At 61.5% G+C, this 19,917-nt stretch carries 18 protein-coding genes; 3 read left to right on the plus strand and 15 right to left on the minus strand.

Annotation, left to right across the window (positions count from 1 at the left end; translation table 11 throughout):
• Window positions 1–15: 15 nt before the first annotated feature.
• The 12 genes from N688_RS08615 to N688_RS08670 form a co-directional block, all read right to left on the minus strand.
• Window positions 16–1,131, minus strand: coding sequence for a M24 family metallopeptidase (locus N688_RS08615; RefSeq protein WP_052888899.1), 1,116 nt, complete (start codon window positions 1,129–1,131; stop codon window positions 16–18).
• 308 nt (window positions 1,132–1,439) lie between these two features.
• Window positions 1,440–1,808 carry a VOC family protein gene (locus N688_RS08620; protein ID WP_052888900.1) on the minus strand — a complete coding sequence of 123 codons (369 nt, stop codon included), beginning with the start codon at window positions 1,806–1,808 and terminating at the stop codon, window positions 1,440–1,442.
• Window positions 1,808–2,059, minus strand: coding sequence for a 2-hydroxymuconate tautomerase (locus N688_RS08625; RefSeq protein WP_052888901.1), 252 nt, complete (start codon window positions 2,057–2,059; stop codon window positions 1,808–1,810). The genes N688_RS08620 and N688_RS08625 overlap by 1 nt, the downstream gene beginning before the upstream one ends.
• Window positions 2,047–2,886, minus strand: coding sequence for a FadR/GntR family transcriptional regulator (locus tag N688_RS08630; protein ID WP_052888902.1), 840 nt, complete (start codon window positions 2,884–2,886; stop codon window positions 2,047–2,049). The genes N688_RS08625 and N688_RS08630 overlap by 13 nt, the downstream gene beginning before the upstream one ends.
• Before the next feature lie 202 nt (window positions 2,887–3,088).
• Window positions 3,089–3,352 (minus strand): biotin/lipoyl-containing protein, encoded by a 264-nt coding sequence (locus tag N688_RS08635; protein WP_052888903.1) that lies wholly within the window; start codon window positions 3,350–3,352, stop codon window positions 3,089–3,091.
• 99 nt (window positions 3,353–3,451) lie between these two features.
• Window positions 3,452–4,480: an alpha-ketoacid dehydrogenase subunit beta gene (locus N688_RS08640; protein WP_052888904.1), complete on the minus strand. Its 1,029-nt coding sequence runs from the start codon at window positions 4,478–4,480 to the stop codon at window positions 3,452–3,454.
• Window positions 4,477–5,463, minus strand: a complete 987-nt coding sequence (locus tag N688_RS08645) for a thiamine pyrophosphate-dependent dehydrogenase E1 component subunit alpha (protein ID WP_052891425.1) — start codon at window positions 5,461–5,463, stop codon at window positions 4,477–4,479. Before N688_RS08645 ends, N688_RS08640 begins: the two co-directional genes overlap by 4 nt.
• Window positions 5,464–5,570: 107 nt before the next feature.
• The gene (locus N688_RS08650) at window positions 5,571–6,353 is read right to left on the minus strand and encodes an SDR family NAD(P)-dependent oxidoreductase (protein ID WP_162179519.1); all 783 of its coding nucleotides are present in this window, start codon (window positions 6,351–6,353) and stop codon (window positions 5,571–5,573) included.
• Window positions 6,354–6,466: 113 nt separating this feature from the next.
• Window positions 6,467–9,163 (minus strand): ATP-binding cassette domain-containing protein, encoded by a 2,697-nt coding sequence (locus N688_RS22280; RefSeq protein ID WP_162179520.1) that lies wholly within the window; start codon window positions 9,161–9,163, stop codon window positions 6,467–6,469.
• 10 nt (window positions 9,164–9,173) lie between these two features.
• Window positions 9,174–10,364, minus strand: a complete 1,191-nt coding sequence (locus tag N688_RS08660; RefSeq protein WP_052888906.1) for an ABC transporter permease — start codon at window positions 10,362–10,364, stop codon at window positions 9,174–9,176.
• 146 nt (window positions 10,365–10,510) lie between these two features.
• Complete coding sequence (locus tag N688_RS08665) at window positions 10,511–11,404, minus strand: BMP family protein (RefSeq protein ID WP_052888907.1); 894 nt, start codon at window positions 11,402–11,404, stop codon at window positions 10,511–10,513.
• 254 nt (window positions 11,405–11,658) lie between these two features.
• Window positions 11,659–12,510, minus strand: a complete 852-nt coding sequence (locus N688_RS08670) for a TIM barrel protein (protein WP_052888908.1) — start codon at window positions 12,508–12,510, stop codon at window positions 11,659–11,661.
• A gap of 380 nt (window positions 12,511–12,890) precedes the next feature.
• Here N688_RS08670 and N688_RS08675 point away from each other — a divergent pair, with 380 nt between their 5' ends.
• From N688_RS08675 to N688_RS08685, 3 genes are all read left to right on the plus strand, one after another.
• Entirely contained in the window at window positions 12,891–13,535 is a 645-nt protein-coding gene (locus N688_RS08675) for a cysteine hydrolase family protein (protein WP_162179521.1), read from the plus strand.
• 114 nt (window positions 13,536–13,649) lie between these two features.
• Complete coding sequence (locus tag N688_RS08680) at window positions 13,650–15,005, plus strand: dihydroorotase (RefSeq protein WP_052888910.1); 1,356 nt, start codon at window positions 13,650–13,652, stop codon at window positions 15,003–15,005.
• A 107-nt stretch (window positions 15,006–15,112) separates the two neighbouring features.
• Entirely contained in the window at window positions 15,113–16,546 is a 1,434-nt protein-coding gene (locus N688_RS08685) for an amidohydrolase family protein (protein ID WP_052888911.1), read from the plus strand.
• On the opposite strand, the gene N688_RS08690 is transcribed toward N688_RS08685, so the two are convergent.
• Genes N688_RS08690 through N688_RS08700 form a run of 3 tightly spaced genes read right to left on the minus strand, consistent with a single transcriptional unit; the run spans window position 16,537 to window position 19,912 of the window.
• A complete protein-coding gene (locus N688_RS08690; RefSeq protein ID WP_052888912.1) occupies window positions 16,537–17,709 on the minus strand; it encodes an oligopeptide/dipeptide ABC transporter ATP-binding protein in 1,173 nt (390 codons plus the stop codon). The genes N688_RS08685 and N688_RS08690 overlap by 10 nt on opposite strands.
• A complete protein-coding gene (locus N688_RS23775) occupies window positions 17,706–18,908 on the minus strand; it encodes an ABC transporter ATP-binding protein (RefSeq protein ID WP_052891427.1) in 1,203 nt (400 codons plus the stop codon). The genes N688_RS08690 and N688_RS23775 overlap by 4 nt, the downstream gene beginning before the upstream one ends.
• 5 nt (window positions 18,909–18,913) lie before the next feature.
• Window positions 18,914–19,912 carry an ABC transporter permease gene (locus N688_RS08700; protein ID WP_081838656.1) on the minus strand — a complete coding sequence of 333 codons (999 nt, stop codon included), beginning with the start codon at window positions 19,910–19,912 and terminating at the stop codon, window positions 18,914–18,916.
• Window positions 19,913–19,917: the final 5 nt, after the last annotated feature.

Genomic DNA, 19,917 nt, shown 5'->3' on the forward strand with positions numbered 1-19,917 from the left:
GGCCTGCTCGTCCTTTCAAGCGGGGATCACGAACAGCTCCGAAGCGTCATACTGATCCGTAATCAGCTCGTAGCCGTCTTCGGTCACAATCAGCTCATCCTCATACTGCACGCCCCAACGGTCGGGATACCAGCAGAGCGGCTCGATGCAAAGGACCATGCCCGGCTGTAAGGTGATATCGGTATAGGGGCCGAGATACGGCTCCTCATGGAGAGTCAGCCCCAGACCATGTCCCAGAAACTTGATCGGAGGCAGTCCCCAGCGCTCCATCTGGGCCGCGTAGCGCTGGTAGAGGGCGCGCGTACTCTGGCCGGGACGAATCCCATCGAGGGCGGCCTGGCGGGCCTCAACCATATGCGACCAGGTGCGTAGCTGCTCCTCACTGGCCTTCCCGACGACAGCGGTCCGCGCCACATCGGAATAGTAGAGCTGACCGGTGCCAATGACATCGATGCGTACCAGGTCGCCGTAGCGCAGAGGTCTGCGTGTCGGGGCGGCATTGGCCAGACCACTACGCTCGCCGGCGCCAACGACCAGCATCGTCAGACGATCGCCGCCATTGGCCAGATAAGCATCGGTAATCAACTGGCCCAGCTCCATCTCAGTCATACCGACGCGCGCCTGCTCGAAAGCCTGACGAGCTGCCCGCTCTGCCGCCTTGCCGACTGCGCGCAACCTTGCCAGCTCCCCCGGTGTCTTGATCATCCGTAACTCGCTCAACAGCGTGTCGCTGGCCACAAACGTGGCCCGTGGCAGGGCCTCGCGCAGTGTTTCGTAGCTCTTCTGGGCAATGGCAGTGAGTTCAAGACCGATGCGCCCTTGAGCCAGGCCGGCGGCGCGCAAACGCTCGGCCAACAGGCGCGTGGGATCTTCGGTAAATTCGTTGTAGGCGATGACCGAAGTAATCGAGGCTGTGCCTCTGACAAAGCTCTCCTCGATGTCAACGACAATGATTTCGGGTGCGCCCTGCAGTGGCACCAGGCAGTAGACCAGGCGATGGCGCACGATGGTCTGTGATGGCACGACAACATCGGCTGTATAAGCGATGTTCTCGGGCGAAGCGATGACCAGTGCGTCTAGCCCACGCTCCTGCATGGCGACGCGCTGCCTGGCAATAATCTCGCTGGACATAGAGCTGTTCCTCAATAAGACTGCACCCTGCCCTTCTCCTCGCATGAGAGCGACGTTGCTCCACTGGAGAGGCACTGTGCATAATATGTGCAGTTTGCCTGTTCTTATCTTGAACCTGTGATGCGATTGATATGCAGCCAGCTAGCCGGCCTGAGAACGGGAAGCCTTCCTGACGGGAGATCGATTGTCTGCCCATCAGGTCACCCGCCAGTACAGGCTGACCGAATGATACGGGCCATACCGCCCACCGCCGCTAACGCTGGGTGGGCGTCGCGGTCGGCGTTCGGTCTGGTCGCCTTGGCTGCGACCTAATCGTGGCACTCGATGCGGACACCGTCAGGGTCGAGAAAATAGAGGGAGATCCCATAAGCGGTTGGCTTCGGTCCATCGACAATCGGCACCCCGGCGGCGCGCAGCTCGTGCTCAAGCTGAGCAATATTCTCGACGCGAAAGGCCACATGCTCCAGGCTTTGACCCGCTTCCTGGCGGAGGCGCTTCCCTTCCTCGGACAGCTCAGTCAGGCCCAGGCCCTCGTGCATAACCACCAGTGGGCGCCCGTCGCGGAAGGTTGTGCGCTCGCGCACATGGAAGCCGAGCACCTCCACATAGAAGCGCTCGGCGCGCGCCAGATCGCTGGTCTGCAGCAAGAGGTGGGAGACCCCGCGGATCGTTGCCATTAGCCTCCTCCTTTCTCAGGCGTAGATGGCGCGTCGCCACCGCCGCCAGGTGGGCCGCTGGCCGAGTCGCGTTCAGTACCCAGGCGCCCGGCCAGGGCCCAGTTTTCCGGTGCAACCTCGTGCAAAATGACATGCAGATGATCGGGGCGCGCCCCAGCATGCTCGACCATCGCCTCTGTGACCGCCTTCACTAAGGCCCGCTTCTGCTCGGGCGTGCGCCCAGGATACATCTCGATGATCACGACTGGCATGGCTCTCGTCCTCCTGTGGCCGGAACAGGCTCAGGCACTGTCGGCCTCGACCGAGATCGAGACCGTTCCTGGTCCTGGTTATGCGCGCTACCTGCCTGAGCCTGCCGTCGTGGCGACTCGACATCCTTCAGGACACTCTCAAAGTGCTCGTGAAGTGCCGCCTGAGCTGCCAGAGGATCACGCTCCTCGATCGCCTGAATGATGCACTCGTGGTCGTGCAGCGAGCGCTGGAGACGGTCGGGCAGACTGAAGACGACCAGCCGATCGTTGTCGAGTACGGCATTGAGCGAGAGCAGCAGCTGAATGAGAATGGGATTCTCGCTTGCCTTGACAATGGCACTGTGAAACTCGCTATCGAGGGCTGAAACCTCATCGATCTGGCCATGCTCGCCGGCGCTGCGCATCCTCTCCAGAATTTTGCGCAGGCGCGTGACCAGTGCCGGACGAGAGCGCTGCGCGGCCAACGCAGCGGCCTTGCTCTCCAGGGCCTCCCGTACCTGAAGCAAGTGAATCAAGTCCTGACGATGGGCGATGTACCAGGCGCTCCACATGGCAGAGACGCTGTGTTGAGGCACTTCCGCAGTCACATAGCTGCCACTGCCGTGGCGCACCTCGATGAGGCCGATGGCCTCTAGAGTACTGATAGCCTCGCGCACCATTGTGCGGCTGACACCTAGCAACTCCGCCAGCTTGCGCTCACTGGGCAAGCGATCGCCAGGGGCGAAGTGGCCGCCCTCGATCAGTTGCCGTAACTGCTCGGCTGCGCTGCTGCGCGCGGTGGACAAATGAAGTGGCCTGATAGCCGCTTCCGCTTCAGTTTTGCTCATCTCTGAGATTCCTCTATCTGTGTAGTCTCATATGCGGTTATACTCCTTGGCAGATATATCTTAGTATGACTCCCCGCAACACGTACAGACTCTGGCGGGCGCTCCTTGCTCCCCACTCCGAAGCGCTCGCCTGCAGGCCGAAGAGGGGCAGGAACGGCAATGGCCTCTCCCCTGAGAGCGGGCCGGGCGAACTCGCGCGCCGTCAGCGGAGCTGAGCGGCTTCCTCCGGGCTGCCAGCCAGGATCAGCAGCGGCGTGCCCACCGGGACCGTCTCCCCATCGGCCACCAGGACGCGGGCCACCACGCCGCTAAAAGGAGATGTCAGCTCGACAGAGGTCTTCTCTGTCTCCACAACTGCCAGGATATCCCCTTTCTCTACCGTATCGCCCTCGCCGACCATCCACTCGACGATGGTCCTCTCTTCCATCGTCAGACCCCACTTCGGCATGGCAATGGTTTCTGCCATAGCGGCTGACTCCTTTCTTCCTCGCCCATCCGTTGCGGCGCCTCACGTCCATATCGTCTGGCTGGCTGATCAGGCGCCGCCACTGCCCTGACACTGACATCAGCCACCTGATACCGCGCGCACCGTGCTGTGTACCGTCTCGCGTACCCCGGCAGCGATGCGCTCCTCATCGGGAATGACAAACTGCTCCAGCTCAGGGGCATAGGGCATAGGCGTATTCGTGCCACAGACGCGCTTGATCGGCGCCTTCAACAGCGGGAAAAACTCCTCAGCAGCAATGGCGGCGATCTCCGCACAAAAGCCATTGCGGCGTGGGGCCTCCTGAACAATCACCAGGCGCCCAGTCCTCTCCAACGAGCGACGCAGGCCATCGCGATCGAAAGGCACCAGCGTGCGCGGGTCCCACACCTCGACAGAGAGACCCTCGCTGGCCAGCATCTCAGCCGCCTTCAGCGCGCGCGGCAGCATATACAGATAAGCCACGAGCGTGACATCAGTACCTTCGCGAACCACCCGCCCTTCGCCCAGTGGAATCAGGTAGTCCTCTGCTGGCACTGCCCCGCGGCTATTGTAGAGCAGCTTATGCTCGAAAAAGAGGACCGGGTCAGGATCACGAATAGCGCTCTTGAGCAAGCCCTTAGCATCGGCGGGCGTCGAGGCGGTCACTACCTTCAGCCCGGGTGTAGCCGTGAACCAGGCTTCCAGGCTCTGCGAATGCTGGGCTGCCGTTGCACCTGCTGTGCCCGTCACCATGCGGATCACCAGCGGCGCGCTCGTCCGCCCTCCGGTCATGTAGCGAAACTTGGCGGCCTGGTTGACAATCTGGTCCATAGCCAGCGTGGCAAAATCGCTAAACATAATTTCTGCCACCGTTGGCACGCCGAGGAGAGCCGCGCCGAGTGCTGCCCCGATGACAGCCTCCTCGGAGATCGGCGTATCGAGCACCCGCTCCTCCCCAAAGCGCTGCAGCAGGCCCTGCGTCACGCCGAAGACCCCCCCTGGCTCACCGATATCCTCGCCAAGCAGCAGCAACGACGGATCGCGCTCCATCTCCTCGGCCAGCGCCTCGCGGATGGCCTGCGCATAGGTCAGGCGGCGCTCCTTCTCAGCCTTGGGCGTAGCAGTCATAGTAAGGCCCTCCCCCCATAGCTTTCAACAAAGACATCCTCAAGTGCCTCCTCGGGCGCTGGATGCGGCGAGGCCTTGGCAAACGCCACGGCCTCCTCTAGCTCCTGCTCAACCGCCTCATCAAGCGCCTGCAGCTCCTCCTCGGAGCAGACTGTTCCGGCCAACAGCAGGCGGCGATAGTTCTTGATGGGATCGGCTTCCAGCCAGAAAGCCACCTCCTCGGCGGGGCGGTACTGGCCCATATCCCCTTCGTAGTGACCGCGGTGGCGGTAGGTCTTGCACTCGACCAGGGCTGGCCCCCGCCCCTTGCGCGCATCCTCGGCAGCCTTGCTGACCACACGATAGACGTCCAGCACATCGTTACCATCGGCAATCAGACCGGGGATGGCGTAGGAGCTGGCGCGTGTGGCGATATCACGGATTGGCTGATGCTTGTGCTGTGGCGTAAACTCGCCATAGAGGTTATTCTCGCAGACGAAGATCACCGGTAGGCGCCAGAGGGCGGCCAGGTTGAGCGACTCGTGGAAGGCTCCCTGATTGGAAGCCCCATCGCCAAAGAAGGTCACTGCCACCCCATTGGCGCGTCGCGCCCGCGGATCGTCGGGACGATGAACGGCGATCTGGCGCGCCTGCTTGAGGGCCAGACCGGCGCCTACAGCGATCGGAATGCCGCCCCCGACGATGCCGTTAGCGCCGATGATCCCAAGCTCAATGTTGGCAATATGCAGCGAGCCACCTTTCGCGCGGTTGTAGCCATCGCGGCGGGCGAACAGCTCGGCATACATGTAGCGCGGATCGCCCCCGCGCGCCAAAATATGGCCATGTCCACGGTGGGTGCTGGTAATATAGTCGTGCGAACCAAGCGCGGCGCAGGCTCCCACTGCCACCGCCTCCTGGCCGATGTAGGGATGCAAGAAGCCCGGAATGTAGCCTAGACTGCGCAGCTCCGCCGCCCGCTCCTCGAAGCGGCGAATCAGCACCATCTTGCGGTAAAGCTCTTTCAGAAAAGCAGGCGAATAGCCAGCCAACGATTGCACGCTCTCTGCTCCTTCCTGGTTTGGCCTGCCAGATCTGCCCGTGTCAGATGGGGTCAGGCCATATAGAGGCCACCATCGACATGGATCGCCTGACCGGTGATGTAGCTCCCGTCAGGCCCACACAGAAAGGCCACTACGCCGGCGATATCCTCCGGCCTGCCCAACCGTCCCAAAGGGATATCCCGGGGGCGTTCACTCAGAAACTGGCCCGGTTGCTTCCCTTCGCGCACTGCCACCGCGCGGTCGACCTCCTCCAGCATAGCGGTCATAATATTGCCCGGGCAGAGGGCATTAACACAGATGTTGTAGCCGGCCAGCTCTACCGCCAATGAGCGTGTCAGGCCCAGCACGCCCGTCTTCGAAGCGCAATAGGCATAGTCGCGCCCAAAAGCCACCCTGCTCATCATCGACGCCTGGTTGACAATACGTCCCCAGCGCTGGGCGATCATGTCGGGTACCACTGCCCGAGCGCAGAGCAACTGACCGGTCAGATTGACAGCCAGGCTCAGAGACCAATCCTGCAAGGAAGACTCCAGGAGAGGAGTATCACGGAAGATCCCAGCGTTATTGATGAGGATCGTGATCGGACCCAGCCGCGCGCGGACCTGCTGTACCCCCTCATTGACGCTCTCCTCCCGACTAACATCCAGTTGCACCGGCAGCGCCTCGCCGCCAGCGGCCCGAATCTCCTCAGCCACAGCGGCGATACCCTGCTCATCGATATCAGCCACTGCTACCCGTGCCCCCTCGCGTGCCAGGCGCAGCGCGATTGCGCGACCCATCCCGCGCCCGGCGCCAGTCACCAAAGCCGTGTGTCCTTCCAACGTCAACATCATTGTTTTCCCCCTTTGCAAGTACATCCCGCGACATGCGCAGCCTATTCAGCCAGCCAGTTCTGTGACCCAGACCCTACCAGGGGCCTGTCCCTGGCCTCGACCACCAATGCAGGCTAGGTTACCGGCCAGTCGCCGCTGACCAGCCGCTGCGGTTGGAGCTGTAACTGCGGCACCTGCTCCGGGCGCGTGCCCGCCATCAGCAGGCCCAGATGCGTCAAATCGACCGCTGCTGCTGGCAGCGTTTCCAGAATACGCCCCTCATAGATCACACTAATGCGGTCACTCAGAGCCAGAATCTCGTCGAGATCAGAGGAGATCAGCAGCACCGCGCAGCCACGATCACGGGCCTCGACAATACGCCGATGGACATAGGCGATCGCCCCTACATCCAGACCACGGGTCGGCTGCATGGCGATCAGTAAGCGTGGCTCACGGCCCAGGGCACGGGCCAACACCGCCTTCTGCTGATTGCCGCCCGACAGGTGGCGCATGGGAGTCAGCGGACCCGGGGCCCGCACATCGAAAGCCGCCATCAGCTGCCGTGCCCGGGCTACTACTGCTCCAAAGCGACGCCAGCTGTAGCGCGTATAGGGTGGATGGTCAAAGACATCCAGCACCATATTCTCGGCCACGCTCAAATCCAGAATCAGACCCTGCCGATGGCGGTCCTCTGGAATATGAGCCAGGGCCAGATCCAGACGTGCCGCCGTATCGAGCAGCGTAATATCGCGTCCCTCGAAAAGAATGCGGCCCCTCTCGACACGACGCAAACCCATCAGCACCTCCAGCAGCTCACTTTGACCATTGCCATCGACACCTGCCAGACCGTGGATCTCTCCAGCGCGCAGCTCCAGTGAAATGCCGCGCAAGGCAGCCTGACCATTGCTCCCGCGTGCCTGCACCTCTTCCATCCGCAGGCGGACCTCGCCCGCCTCGACTTCCTCTTTGGCCACCCTGAGCGCGACCGCCCTCCCCACCATCAGCCGCGCCAGCTCGGAGGGCGTCGCCTGCTGCACCTCCAGCGTGCGCACCACTCGCCCCAGGCGCATCACCGTCACGCGATCGCTGATGGCCATCACCTCTTTCAACTTGTGACTGATAAAGATGATAGTCACTCCCTCAGCACGTAGACGACGCAAGAGGACAAACAGCTCCTCGCTCTCCTGGGGCGTCAGCACCGCCGTCGGCTCATCGAGGATCAGCAGACGTGCCCCCCGATAAAGTGCCTTCATGATCTCGACCTTCTGCTGCTGCCCGAGTGTCAGATTCTGCACGCGCTCATAGGGTGAGGCTTCCAGCCCGAGACTCTGAGTGAGCTGAGCAATACGCTGCTCTGCCTGGCGCAGGTCAAGCAAGGGTGCCCGCTCCGGCCTCGTTCCCAGCACAATGTTTTCCAGGACCGAAAGGGCGGGAATCAGCATGAAATGCTGATGCACCATGCCAATACCCAGCTGCATAGCCTCGCGCGGTGTCCTGATCTGCGCGCGCTTCCCCTCAACCAGGATCTGGCCCTCATCAGGGCGATAGAGGCCGTAGACAATATTCATCAGCGTCGTCTTACCAGCGCCGTTCTCACCAAGCAGAGCATGGATCTCTCCCCGGCGAATGGCCAGCGTCACATGGTCGTTTGCCACTACTCCCGGAAAGCGCTTCACGATCTGACGCAGCTCCAGCACAGTTCCCGCTGTTGCTGGCGTCGTCTCCTCTGTCGCCTGCTCTTCGCTGGCGGCGGCACCCTTGAGCAACGTGCGCGCTCCTTCGGTGCTATAGGGCTGGCCACTGGCCGCCGGGCCGCGTGCATTGCGCATCAGCAACATCAGCGCCAACAGCGTGATCACGTAAGGAAGCGTCTCCAGCAGTTGGTAAGGCACATTGACACCGTAGGCTTGCAGGCGAATCTGCAAGGCATCGCCAAAGCCGAAGAGCAGCACCCCCAACAGAATGCCCAGAGGATGCCAGCGCCCGAAGACGATCGCCGCAAAGGCCACATAGCCGCGCCCGGCAGTCATATTCTCCTGAAAAGCATTCACACCGCTGGCGCTCACCAGAGCTGCGCCGCCAGCGCCGGCCAAAGCCCCGCAGACCAGCAAGGCCAGATAGCGTACGCGCTGTACCTCGACGCCGACCGTGGTCGCCGCCAGCGGCTTCTCGCCAACCGCCCGCACGGCCAGGCCCCAGGTTGTGCGGTAGAGCACGAACCAGGTCACCGGGACCAGGACCAGGGCCAGGTAAACCAGAGCATTCAACTGAAAGAAGGCTGGCCCAAGATAGGGCAGCGAGCTGAGCAGCGGAAAAGAGAGCGAGCCGAAGCCAGGAGCCGAAGGAAACTGCGACACGTTGCCGAAGCGCAGGCGAAACACATAGGCCGTGGCCGCCAGGGCAAAGAGGTTAAGGCCGACCGCACTCACGATCTGATCGACGCGCAGCGTCACCGAAAACCAGGCATGCACCAGGGCGACGAGCATGCCGACCACCATCGCCAGCAGCAAACCGACCCAGGGACTATGCCCGGCCAGCGCGCCCATATAAGCCGCCAGGGCCCCACAGAGCATGATAGCCTCCAGGGCCAGATTCAGCACTCCCGCCAGCTCGTTGAACAGCCCGCCCAGTGCAGCCAACAACAGCGGCGTCATGGCCACCAGCGAAGCCACCACAAAATCAGGCGAAGTGAGGAGCGCAATCAGACCACCGGCCCCCTGGCCAGCGGCGGATCGGTGGCCCGTCACCACATTGAGAATCATCAGACAGGCCAGCAGCAGCACGATGGCCAGGCCGATCCAGAGCCACCGTCGAGACGGTTGCTTGCGCATAGGCACTCCCTCACTCTGCAACAAAGGTCTCAGGCTCAAGACGACTCGTCGGCGGCTGCCCATCTGGGCCAGCAGCCCTGACAGATGATAGGTCGCCTCCGCCCGTCTCCTCGCCAGCATGCTGGCGCCGGCGCACCAGGTCGAGAATCACCGGCGACGAAACGGCCAGCACTGCCAGTATCGCCAGCGTCCGCACGATATCCGCCAGCTGTGATGGCAACTGGGCGATGGCCTCCATAGCCGAAGCACCGTTGGCCAAAGCTCCGAAAAAGAGGGCTGCCAGTCCCACACCCCCGGGATTCAAACCACCAAGCAGCGCGACAGCGATGGCGTCGTAGCCCGTATTGGGAGCAAAGCCAGTGATCAGCTGGTAGCGATAGCCCAGGATCTCGATTGCCCCGGCCAGGCCGGCCAGCGCCCCGCTAATGAAGAAGGAGAGCAGGTAGACGCGGTCAACATGCACCCCAGCGTGACGGGCCGCCTCGCGGTTCAGACCCACCAGGCGGATGCGATAGCCCCAGGTCGTAGAGCGCAGCAGCACAAAGATCACCACCAGGGCCAGCAGCGCCAGGAAGAAGCCAGCGTTCAGATCACTGCCTCGCACCAGAATGGGAAAAGTGGCGTTCGGCTGGACCGGGAATGAGGTCGGAGCAGCCGTAAAACCCGGAGCATGGATCGGGCCGGAGATCATATAGTCGATAAAATAGATCGCGATATAGTTGAGCAGGATACTCGTAATGACCTCATTGATGCCGAAGCGGACCTTCAGCAAGGCGGCTGGCGCGGCCCACAGCCCCCCGGCCACGAAGCCGGCCAGGGTTGCCAGCGCCAGATGCAGACCACCTGGCAGGCCAGCGAACTTGCCGCCGACCACCACAGCGGCCAGGGCGCCCAGATATTCCTGACCGACGCCTCCGATATTGAAGGCCCCAGCTCGGAAAGCGACCGTGATCCCCAGGCCAATCAACAGTAGCGGCGTCGCCTCATTGAGCGTCTCAGCGAATTGGGGCAGCGTCCCGAAAGCACCTTGAAAGAGGCCCGAGTAAGCATCAAGCGGACTAAAGCCACTGCTGAGCATCACCACGGCCCCAAGCAGCAGCGCCAGCCCAATGGCCACCACCGGTAGCACGAGCGAGAGCCACCAGCGCCTCAGCCGCCCCAGGCCGAAGCGAGCACCTGTCACAACACGCATCATAGCCATAGCCAATTGCCCCCGAAGAGCGAGAGTGGCGAGGAAGGGAGCAAGCTGGTGCCTGTAGGAACCGCAGCCCTTGCCTCCCTCGTTCTCTCGCTCAGCTGCTCACACTGGAGGAGCGTCGAAAGTGCAAGAACGTCAGACAGCCCGGCCTAGGCGGAGGCAGCTAAACCAATATCCAGCTTACCGGCCAGATACTGCTGGACCGCCGCCTCCACGCGGCTACGGACATCCTGGGGCACCCAGTCGCCCCACTGTCCCAAGTGCTGTACCTGCTCCTTGAAGCCGAACTGATAGGTCGTATTACCCTTCAGCTGACTCTCCTTAAAAAGCTTGGCGATCTGCAGATAAAGGCCCGGCACCTCCTGCACCCCACTCGTCACAATCGTATTGGGGGCCAGCGAATAGGCATCCGTCGACCAGCCAGCGATCACCTTCACACCCTTTTGCTGGGCCAGCTTGATGGCCGGCCCATCAAAAGCATTGCCCATAATCGTGAGCACATCCACGCCACGATCAAGCTGAGCCTGCGTCACCTGCTGACCCTTGACCACGTCATCGTAAGAGCCAACAAAGGCCACGCTCACGCTAGCCTGCGGATTGACCGCAGCCACACCCTTCTTAAAGGTATCGATATCGGCGGTCACCTGGGGCGCATCGACTGCGGCCACAATCCCAATCTTCTTGTTCTTTGTCACCAGGCCGGCGGCCATGCCAGTAAAATAGCCCAGCTCGCCATAGCGGAACTCCGTTCCGCTCAGATTGGCCAGCGACCCTTTACCATTGATGATCACAAAGTGCGTATTGGGAAACTCCGGAGCCACGGCCTTCACCGAATCGGCATACTCGAAGCCGTGGGCGAAGATCAGATTGTAGCCCTGGCGCGCATACTGACGGAGCACGTTCGCCTGTTCTGCCTGCGAAACGTTCTCCGAATAGGCGAACGTCCAGCCCAGCTGCTCCTTAATCAGCTGTACCCCCTTGAGGGCATCTTCATTCCAGCTGTGATCATTCACCGGACCGCTGGTGACCATTGCCACTCGCATTGGCTGCGAGCTCCCAGAGGTCCCCGAGGAAGATGAAGAAGACCCCTGGTTGCCACAGGCGCTGAGCAAAAGCAAGAGGAGGAGAAATAGAGGTATCCCGAAGAGCCGAAGCCGGGGAAGCCGAGAACCTTTCAGCATAGCCAGCCAACCTTTCGCTCCATGAGCTGGAGCCAGCGACTTCTGACAGGACGAACCGAACGGAACGGAATGCACGGACAACAACAGCAGGCGAGAGCGCGCGATGACCGTGCCAGCTAGCACCGCTCAGCGTCAGGATCAGGATCGGGGAAGGGGAAAATAGCGCGGATGGCTGCCAATACCTCCGCAGTAGAACTGTCTCCCGGCACACACTCGAAACCGACCTGGCCATCATAGCCAAGGGCCAGCATCTCACGATAGATCCTGGCGATGTTGATCTCCCCCGTACCCGGAGCACCACGCTCGGGGACATCGGCGATGTGGATCGCGCCGACCAGATCAATGGTCGCTCGCAGGTTATTGATCAGATTCCCTTCGTTGATCTGTTGGTGGAAAAGATCAAAGACCAGCCTCAGCCGGGGTGAATTGAGACGCCGGACCAGACGAGCAGCGTCGAGGACGCTGCGCAGCAAATAGCCATGCACGTGCAGCTTGCTGAGCGGCTCAATCAAGAGCGTCACCTCCAGTCCCGAGCTATCAACCAGCTCCACCAGGCGCCAGAGTCCTTCCTCTAGCGCCTGCCAGCGCTCTCCCTCGCTCTGAGGACGGGCTGGAGGCACTACCTGCCCCCCAGGACCAACTTCGTCGCTCTGGACAAAGAGGGCCCGGATGCCGCAGCGCCCAGCCGTCTCCAGCGATTCACGAAACTGGTCGAGAACGCGGGCATGGTCAGCAACATTGCTCAGCGAGCCGCGCCGTGAGCCAAAGACCGAATTGATAAAGATGCCGTGATCAGCAGCGACCCGAGCCAGATGGTCAATATCCTTGTCAATCCAGTCCCAGAAATCAACACCGGCGAAACCCGCACACGCCGCCTCTTTGATGCGCTCCTCAACCGGCAACTCGCGCCAGAGAAACTGGTACTGCGGCGCCTCCGCTATCGCTTCAATCATGGCAATGTACTGCATGGTGCCATCCTCTCGCTGGCGCCCTTTGCTTGCACTGGGCTTCCATCGATGTGGTATAGTGATTATACCACTTCTGGCAGCGATCAACCCGGTCCTCGACTGGGGAGGACAGGGGTGGGCGCTCTCTTTTCGGCTGCCAATGTGGTATAATCACTATACCACTTTTTGCGGAACCCGTCAAGCCTCTCGCCGCTCCCGTGGTCGGGGCGGCCCTGGGAGAGAAGGAAGCAGAGAGGGTTGTCGGAGAGCAAGGTCGGTCTGTGCCAGCCCTTGCCCTGGCCAGCCCAACTGATCGGATCAGCATGGGAAGCGGCCCGACCCTCGGACAGGTGGGTCTGGCGCAGCCCAGCAACATGCAACCAGGAAAGAGAGGGAGCGAGATGAACTTCCAGATCGACCCTCGCGCAACTGCCCTACTCGTCATTGACGTCCAAAACGCCTTCTGTCATCCGCAGGGGACGCTTGGTCTCAGCGGGGTTGACACCGGGCCGCTGGCGGCCATCATCCCCCACATTCGCCGTCTGGTAGAGGTGTGCAAAGCCTGCGGCATCCCCGACATCTGGACCATCCAGCATCACTTTGCCGAAGATCGCACGCGGGAGCTGCACCGTATCACCCCGCACACTCAGAAGCGGACCCGGATCGCCTGTCAGCCCGGCACCTGGGACGCTGAGATCGTTGCCGAACTGCAGCCCCTTATCGACGAGCGCAGCCATCTCATCGAAAAGCATAAATTCAGTGCCTTTTACGGCACGCGGCTAGAGGTGCTTCTGCGAATCCTTGGGCGGCGGCTGTTGCTCATCACTGGCACCACCACCAACGCCTGTATTGACACCACTGTCCGCGAGGCTTACATGCGCGACTACGACATCGTCGTTGTCCGCGAATGCGTTGGGGGGATTGACCCGGCCTGGCACGAGATGGCCCTGGCTGTCTGGGAGCGCTACATTGGGGCCGTTGTCTCCCTAAACGAGCTGCTGTCTGTCCTGGGGCAAGTTGCCACTCAAGTCGAGCCAAAGAGCTAAGCCACCGTGGCGGGCGGTCCATCCACGCCGAGCGCTTCGCCAAAGGCCAGGTCGACAACGTCGTCAGGCGACTAGAAGAGAACAGAGAGCAAGAAGAGAGGAGCGAGCAACATCATGGCACAAGCGGACCTCGTCATCAAGGATTGTCACATCGTCACGCCCACCACCACCTTCCGCGGCTGGCTCGCTGTGCGCGACGGCAAAATCAGCGCTCTCAGTGACGACGACAGCCCGCCAGCGGCCCAAGAGACCATCGACGGACGCGGTCACTATTTACTCCCTGGGCGAGTCGAGCCTCACATTCACCTTGGCGTGCACTATCCTTTTGATCAAGACGTCGAACAGACCAGTGCCGCCGCCATCGCCGGAGGCACCACCGTCATGATGCCGCACAACCGGGCCAAGGCCTCCTATCTAGAGGTCTACCCGCGCTGGGAGCGTAGCATCGCCGAGCACTCCTACTGTGACGTAGTTATTCACCTGCAGATCCAGAATCGGCAGCACATCGACGAAATCCCTCTCTACCACGAACGTTTTGGCGTCCTCTGCTACAAGCTCCATCTTGACTACCGTGCGCGTGCGATTGCCGAGCTAGACATCGAACCCCTAGACGACGGTGATGCCTACCTCACCATGAAGCAGTGCGCACCCTTCAATGGGCTAGTAGCTCTTCACTGCGAAGATGTCGAGATCGTGCGCTACACTCTGCCGGCCATCCAGGCCACTGGGCGCAAAGATCTGCAAGCCTGGAGTGATGGGCGGCCTGCCTTCTGCGAGGTTGCCGACATCCACACGATGGCCTACCTCAGCGAACTCACCGGCTGCCGCATCGTCGTCCTGCACCTCAGCACCGCCGACGGCGTCGACGCTGCCGCCCGCTGGACCAAAGTCCCGCCCGTTCTCGAAACCCTCGTCCAATTCCTGACGGTCTTCCCCGAGGAGGCGGGAGCGCGCATTGGCGCCATCGGCAAAATGAATCCCCCCTTGCGCGATCGAGCCAACGGTGAACGCCTGTGGGAAGCCATTCGCCGTGGAGCCATTGCCACGGTCGGCACCGACCACATCGCCTGCGAAAAGCACGAAACCGATGACCTCTGGAGCGTCACCGCGGGCATGCCCGGCATTGAAGTCGCCCTCCCGCTGCTGCTCTCCGAAGGCGTGCACAAAGGACGCATCACCCTGCAGCAACTGGTTCACGTTGCCGCCCTCACTCCTGCTCGTCTCTACCACATTGATGACCGCAAAGGCTCAATCGCCATTGGCAAAGACGCCGATCTCGTCCTCGTCGACATGGAAGCCGAGCGTATTGTTAGTCCCGAAACCACCTTCTCCAAGCTCAAGACGCCGGCCAACGGTATGGCAGTCAAAGGCTGGCCGGTCCTCACCATCAAGGGGGGCCAGCTTGTCTATCGCGACGGTCAACTGCTTGTCAAGCCAGGCATCGGGCGCGTCCTGCGCTCCTATCCCTAAGCGAGGAGAGGGCTGCTGGCCAGACCAGTCGGCGGCCCAACGGTAGCAGCCTGCAGTCTCGTCAGCTGATCGAACGAGAGAGCCAGAAAACAGCGAGGAAGAAAGCGATGACACGCATCCTCATCGATAACGTCGACTATCTTCTGACCGTTGACCAACACGACAGTGTCCTGGAACATGCCTCGGTCGTCATCGAAGACACACGCATCGCCGCCGTGGGCCGGGCCGACGACATCGCCGCCCGTTACCGCGGCAGCCACTTCGACCGCATCATCGACGGGCGACGCACCCTGCTCATGCCCGGTCTCATTGAAGCCCATGTCCATCTCTCTGAGCAGCTCAGTCGCGGCCTCTTTCCTGATAGCCTCACCACGCGGCCCTGGGTCTTCAACTGGGCCAAGCCCTTCTACGCTGCCGTCGACGAAGAGGCCGAACACTGGAGTGTCCTCTTAGCCTGCCTCGAAATGATCAAAACGGGCACCACCTGCTTCCTGGACATGGGTTCCCAGAACGATGCTGGCATCACCGTCCAGGCGGCAGCTCAGGCTGGCATGCGCGGCATCACGGGCCGCCACGCTGCCGACGTCAAACCGGAGGTCATCCCGCCCTACTGGACTCCTGAAATGGTCGCCCATCACTTCTTCCGCGACGCTGACGAAGCCCTGGCCGCCCTCGAAGCCTGTGTCAAGCGCTGGCACGGCTATGCCGATGGACGCATCCGTTGCTGGGTCAACATCGAAGGCAAAGAGCCATGCAGTCCCGAGCTGCACCGTGGCGCCCGCCAGCTAGCCGAGCGGCTTGGCGTCGGCACCACCTATCATATTGCCTCCTCCATCGAAGAGGCGCGTGTCAGCGAGCAGAAATATGGACTCTGGCCAGTCGAGCGCCTGGAGCGCATTGGCGCCTTGGGGCCGAATCTCGTCCTGGCCCATGTTGTGGCCATCAAAGATCACGAGATTGACCTGCTGGCTCAGCGGGGAACCAAAGTTGCCTTCTGTCCCGGCACCTCACTCAAGATTGCCAAAGGGGCCACGCGCATCGGCAAATATCCCGAAATGCTGGCAGCCGGTGTCACCGTTGCCCTTGGCTGCGACGGCGTTTCCGCTGCTGGTGCCCTTGACATGACACGCCAGCTCTACCTGGCGGCGGGCCTCTTCAAAGACGCGCGCATGGATGCCGCCATGATCCCAGCCCGGCAAGCCATTCGTATGGCCACCATCGAAGGCGCGCGTGCCCTGCTCTGGGAGGATGAAATCGGCTCCGTCGAAGTTGGCAAGCGGGCTGACCTCATCCTCTTCGATCTCAACCAGGTCGAATGGGTACCTTGCAACGATCCCGTGCAGACCCTGGTCTACGCCGCCACTGGGAGCAGCGTCAAGCACAGCATCATCAACGGCACCCTGGTCATGGAGAATCGCCGCCTTCTCACCCTTAACGAAAGCGAAGTCATTGAACAAGCGCGACGACTCACGGAGCGAGTCGTCGCGCTTGCGGGCCTTAAAGGCAGTCAGATTCCCATTACCACCAGCCTCTACGACTGAGAACTGGGATTACTCGGAGGAGTCGTCAGCGGAGGGGAGCCGGGGCCAGTGCCATTCAGGGCCGTCGGAGTCGTCGCTCCATCGCTGCTAGTGGCGTTCACTGGTGCACTGGCCACCGGCTCGCCCTCGCCATCGCCATAGAGAAAACAGTGTGTCCAATGGCCGTTGCCCAGTTGGGTGCGGCGTGGGAAGCGCTGGCGGCAGACCTCCATCGCATGAGGGCAGCGCGGATGGAAGCGGCAACCGCTGGGAGGATTAATCAGGCTGGGGATCTCGCCGCGGGCCGGCAGCTGCACCTGCTGACCAGCCATCATACGATCGGGATCGGGAGCCGCTGACAGCAGCAACTGAGTGTACGGATGCTTCGGACGCTGCGTCACCTCCTCGCTGGGGCCGCCCTCCACCATCTGCCCGGCATACATCACCAGCGTCTCCTCGGCGAAGTAGCGAGCGCTGGCAATATCGTGGGTAATATAGAGCAGCGCGAGTCGTTCCTCATCCTTGAGGCGTAGCAGCAGATTCAGAATATCGAGACGGATCGAGACATCGAGCATCGAGACCGGCTCGTCGGCCAGCAGAACCTCCGGGCGCACGGCCAGGGCGCGAGCGATGGCGATACGCTGACGCTGACCACCGCTAAGCTGGTAAGGATATTTTTCAATAAACTGCTCAGCGGGCGTCAGGCTCACGCGGCGCAGCAGCGCCAGAATCTGCTCCGTCTCCTCCTGACGATTATGGGCGTGGCCATGCACTCGCAAAGGACGACTAAGATGGTAGCGAACACTGTGGATCGGGTTCAAAGAAGCGAAGGGGTCCTGAAAGATCAACTGCACATGGCGGCGATAAGCCCGCAGAGCCTGGCCACGAGCCTTCAGATCGACAGGCTGGCCGTGGAAGCGGATCACCCCCGACGTTGGATCGTAGAGACGGGCCAGCATACGAGCTACGGTCGTCTTGCCGCTGCCACTCTCCCCCACCACTGCCGTTGCGCGTCCGGGGTAGAGGGCCAGCGAAGCATCGTCCACGGCATGGACAGCGCGTGGGGGACCGAAGAGGCGGATCGAGCGCAGCGGAAAATCCTTACGTAAATGCTCCGCCTCCAGCACTGGTGCCAGAACCTTCTCAGGAGTCTCTTGCACTGTCAGCTGCTCGAAAACGCTCATGCGATTGCACTCCCTTCAGCTAGAGCCTCGTAGCGTGCCGCGAACTCGGCGCTGCTCGGCGGTCCTTCTGGACGTTGATGGACATCGTAGAGATGGCAGGCCACCAGTTGATCTGGCGTCTCAGCCGTCGAGGGCTGCAACTGGGGCTCAAGCTGCTGGCAAGGCTGCCAGGCAAAGGGGCAGCGAGGATGGAAGGCGCACCCAGCGGGGACAGCGCGTAGATCGGGAGGAGAGCCAGGAATTCCGGCCATGCGGCGAATAGGGCCGTGCAACTTGGGGAAAGAATTCAGCAGGCCGTAGCTATACGGATGACAGGGGTGAGCGTAGAACTGCCGACTGCTCGCCTTCTCCACCATCCTGCCGGCGTACATTACCGCAATCGTATCGGCCAGCTCCAGCAGCAGTGACAAATCATGAGTAATAAAGATCAGCGCCGTTGAGAACTCGCGGCAGAGCGAGCTGACCAGATCGAGGATTTCGCGCTGGACCACCACATCGAGTGCCGTCGTTGGCTCATCCATAATGATCAGCTCTGGTGTCAGCGCCAGGGCAATGGCGATCACTGCGCGCTGGCGCATACCGCCACTCAGCTCATGAGGATAGCTGCGGAGACGATCGGGAGCGATACCGACGATCCTTAGCAACTCAGCAGCGCGTTCCCTGCGCTGTGCAGCACTCATTTCAGGGCAATGCGTTTTCAGCACATCCATAATCTGAGTGCCAATCGTCATCACCGGATTGAGGGCATTCATAGCGCTCTGGAAGACGATCGCCATCTCATTCCAGCGAAAGGCCCGCAGCTGAGCAGGAGAGAGCCGCAGCACATCGATCGTCTCCAGAGAAGCAGCAGCATGCTGACCCGACTGATGATCGGCCCCCAGATCGCTCACCGCTACAATTTGAGAGGCTTTTTCGAGCTTCTCGCCCTTGCGCGGATGATAGAGCACCTGGCCGCCGGTGATATAAGCTGGAGGGCGCAGAAGACGCGAGATCGCGTAAGCGAGCGTCGACTTGCCGCAGCCACTCTCGCCCGCCAACCCCAGAATCTCGCCCCGCCGCAGCTCGAAGCTCACCTCTTTGACCGCGTGCACGATGCCGTTGACCGCGTAGTAGTCAACGCTCAGATTGCGGACTTCCAGCAGGACACCATTGCCGCTGCTCTGATTGTTCGGGGTATGGAGAGACTGGTTGTCCGTCATAGGCATTACGTTACCGCCTTCTCTTTGAGTTCCTTCGGCACATGCTCGCTGACCTCGCTGCGCAGACGCGGATCGGCGATCTCATCGATACCGAAGTTGATCAGCGCCAGGGCGGCACCAAGCAAGGCGATGCAGCAGCCTGGGGGAGCGAACCACCACCAGAGGCCGGAGAAGATCGAATCGGACTGCTGAGCCCAATAGAGCATACTTCCCCAGCTTACGGTATTGATATCACCCAGACCCAGGAATTCCAGTGCCGTCCAGGCCAACAGCACAAAAATCACTGTGCTCACAAAAGCCGCCGCTACAATGCCGATCTCGTTGGGGAAAATCTCGAAGAAAATGATGCGCCACACACTTTCACCGCTGGCCCGCGCCGCAGTGACAAACTCCCGGCTGCGCATCGAGAGCGTCTGAGCCCGCAACAGGCGGGCATTGAACGACCAGTTGGTGAGGATAATCACCAGGGCGATCGTCAGCGGCCCCTTGGGGAAGTAGCCGACCGCCACAATGGCCAGCGGGAGCGCAGGGATCACCAGGAAGACGTTGGTCGCCAGTGAGAGAAGCTCATCGATGATCCCGCCGAAGTAGCCGCTCACCAGGCCGACCACGACCGAGACCAGTGTCACCAGCAGGCCGGTCAGGAAACCCCAGAAGACACTGCTGCGCGTGCCGTAGAGCAGCTGCGAGAAGATGTCCTGACCCGTGGCCGTCGTGCCCAGCCAGTGGGCTGCCGAGGGCGGCGTTTCCGAGAGCCTGGAGGTCGCGGTGGGATCATAAGGGGCCAACAGTGGCCCAAAAATGGCCACCAACAAGAAGAAGGCGACAATGCTGCTGCCAATCGCCACCTTGCGATTGCTCGTCAAGACCCGCCAGACGAGCCGAAGGCCCTCTCTCAGGCGGGCCAGCCGCGAATCCCTGCGTGGAAACTTTTTTGGAAACGTTGACGGGATCGTTTCCGGCTCTAGAGTAGCAACGTGCTGAAGATCCTTGCCCAGGCTCATGGTGG

It is taken from the genome of Thermogemmatispora carboxidivorans (assembly GCF_000702505.1).
Classification (GTDB): domain Bacteria; phylum Chloroflexota; class Ktedonobacteria; order Ktedonobacterales; family Ktedonobacteraceae; genus Thermogemmatispora; species Thermogemmatispora carboxidivorans.

Excerpts from the sequence above, each read along its gene's own strand:
- N688_RS08615 (WP_052888899.1), bottom strand. The coding sequence starts at position 1,131 with ATGTCCAGCGAGATTATTGCCAGGCAGCGCGTCGCCATGCAGGAGCGT.
- N688_RS08620 (WP_052888900.1), bottom strand. The coding sequence starts at position 1,808 with ATGGCAACGATCCGCGGGGTCTCCCACCTCTTGCTGCAGACCAGCGAT.
- N688_RS08625 (WP_052888901.1), bottom strand. The coding sequence starts at position 2,059 with ATGCCAGTCGTGATCATCGAGATGTATCCTGGGCGCACGCCCGAGCAG.
- N688_RS08630 (WP_052888902.1), bottom strand. The coding sequence starts at position 2,886 with ATGAGCAAAACTGAAGCGGAAGCGGCTATCAGGCCACTTCATTTGTCC.
- N688_RS08635 (WP_052888903.1), bottom strand. The coding sequence starts at position 3,352 with ATGGCAGAAACCATTGCCATGCCGAAGTGGGGTCTGACGATGGAAGAG.
- N688_RS08640 (WP_052888904.1), bottom strand. The coding sequence starts at position 4,480 with ATGACTGCTACGCCCAAGGCTGAGAAGGAGCGCCGCCTGACCTATGCG.
- N688_RS08645 (WP_052891425.1), bottom strand. The coding sequence starts at position 5,463 with ATGGTGCTGATTCGCCGCTTCGAGGAGCGGGCGGCGGAGCTGCGCAGT.
- N688_RS08650 (WP_162179519.1), bottom strand. The coding sequence starts at position 6,353 with ATGATGTTGACGTTGGAAGGACACACGGCTTTGGTGACTGGCGCCGGG.
- N688_RS22280 (WP_162179520.1), bottom strand. The coding sequence starts at position 9,163 with ATGCGCAAGCAACCGTCTCGACGGTGGCTCTGGATCGGCCTGGCCATC.
- N688_RS08660 (WP_052888906.1), bottom strand. The coding sequence starts at position 10,364 with ATGGCTATGATGCGTGTTGTGACAGGTGCTCGCTTCGGCCTGGGGCGG.
- N688_RS08665 (WP_052888907.1), bottom strand. The coding sequence starts at position 11,404 with ATGCGAGTGGCAATGGTCACCAGCGGTCCGGTGAATGATCACAGCTGG.
- N688_RS08670 (WP_052888908.1), bottom strand. The coding sequence starts at position 12,510 with ATGCAGTACATTGCCATGATTGAAGCGATAGCGGAGGCGCCGCAGTAC.
- N688_RS08675 (WP_162179521.1), top strand. The coding sequence starts at position 12,891 with ATGAACTTCCAGATCGACCCTCGCGCAACTGCCCTACTCGTCATTGAC.
- N688_RS08680 (WP_052888910.1), top strand. The coding sequence starts at position 13,650 with ATGGCACAAGCGGACCTCGTCATCAAGGATTGTCACATCGTCACGCCC.
- N688_RS08685 (WP_052888911.1), top strand. The coding sequence starts at position 15,113 with ATGACACGCATCCTCATCGATAACGTCGACTATCTTCTGACCGTTGAC.
- N688_RS08690 (WP_052888912.1), bottom strand. The coding sequence starts at position 17,709 with ATGAGCGTTTTCGAGCAGCTGACAGTGCAAGAGACTCCTGAGAAGGTT.
- N688_RS23775 (WP_052891427.1), bottom strand. The coding sequence starts at position 18,908 with ATGACGGACAACCAGTCTCTCCATACCCCGAACAATCAGAGCAGCGGC.
- N688_RS08700 (WP_081838656.1), bottom strand. The coding sequence starts at position 19,912 with ATGAGCCTGGGCAAGGATCTTCAGCACGTTGCTACTCTAGAGCCGGAA.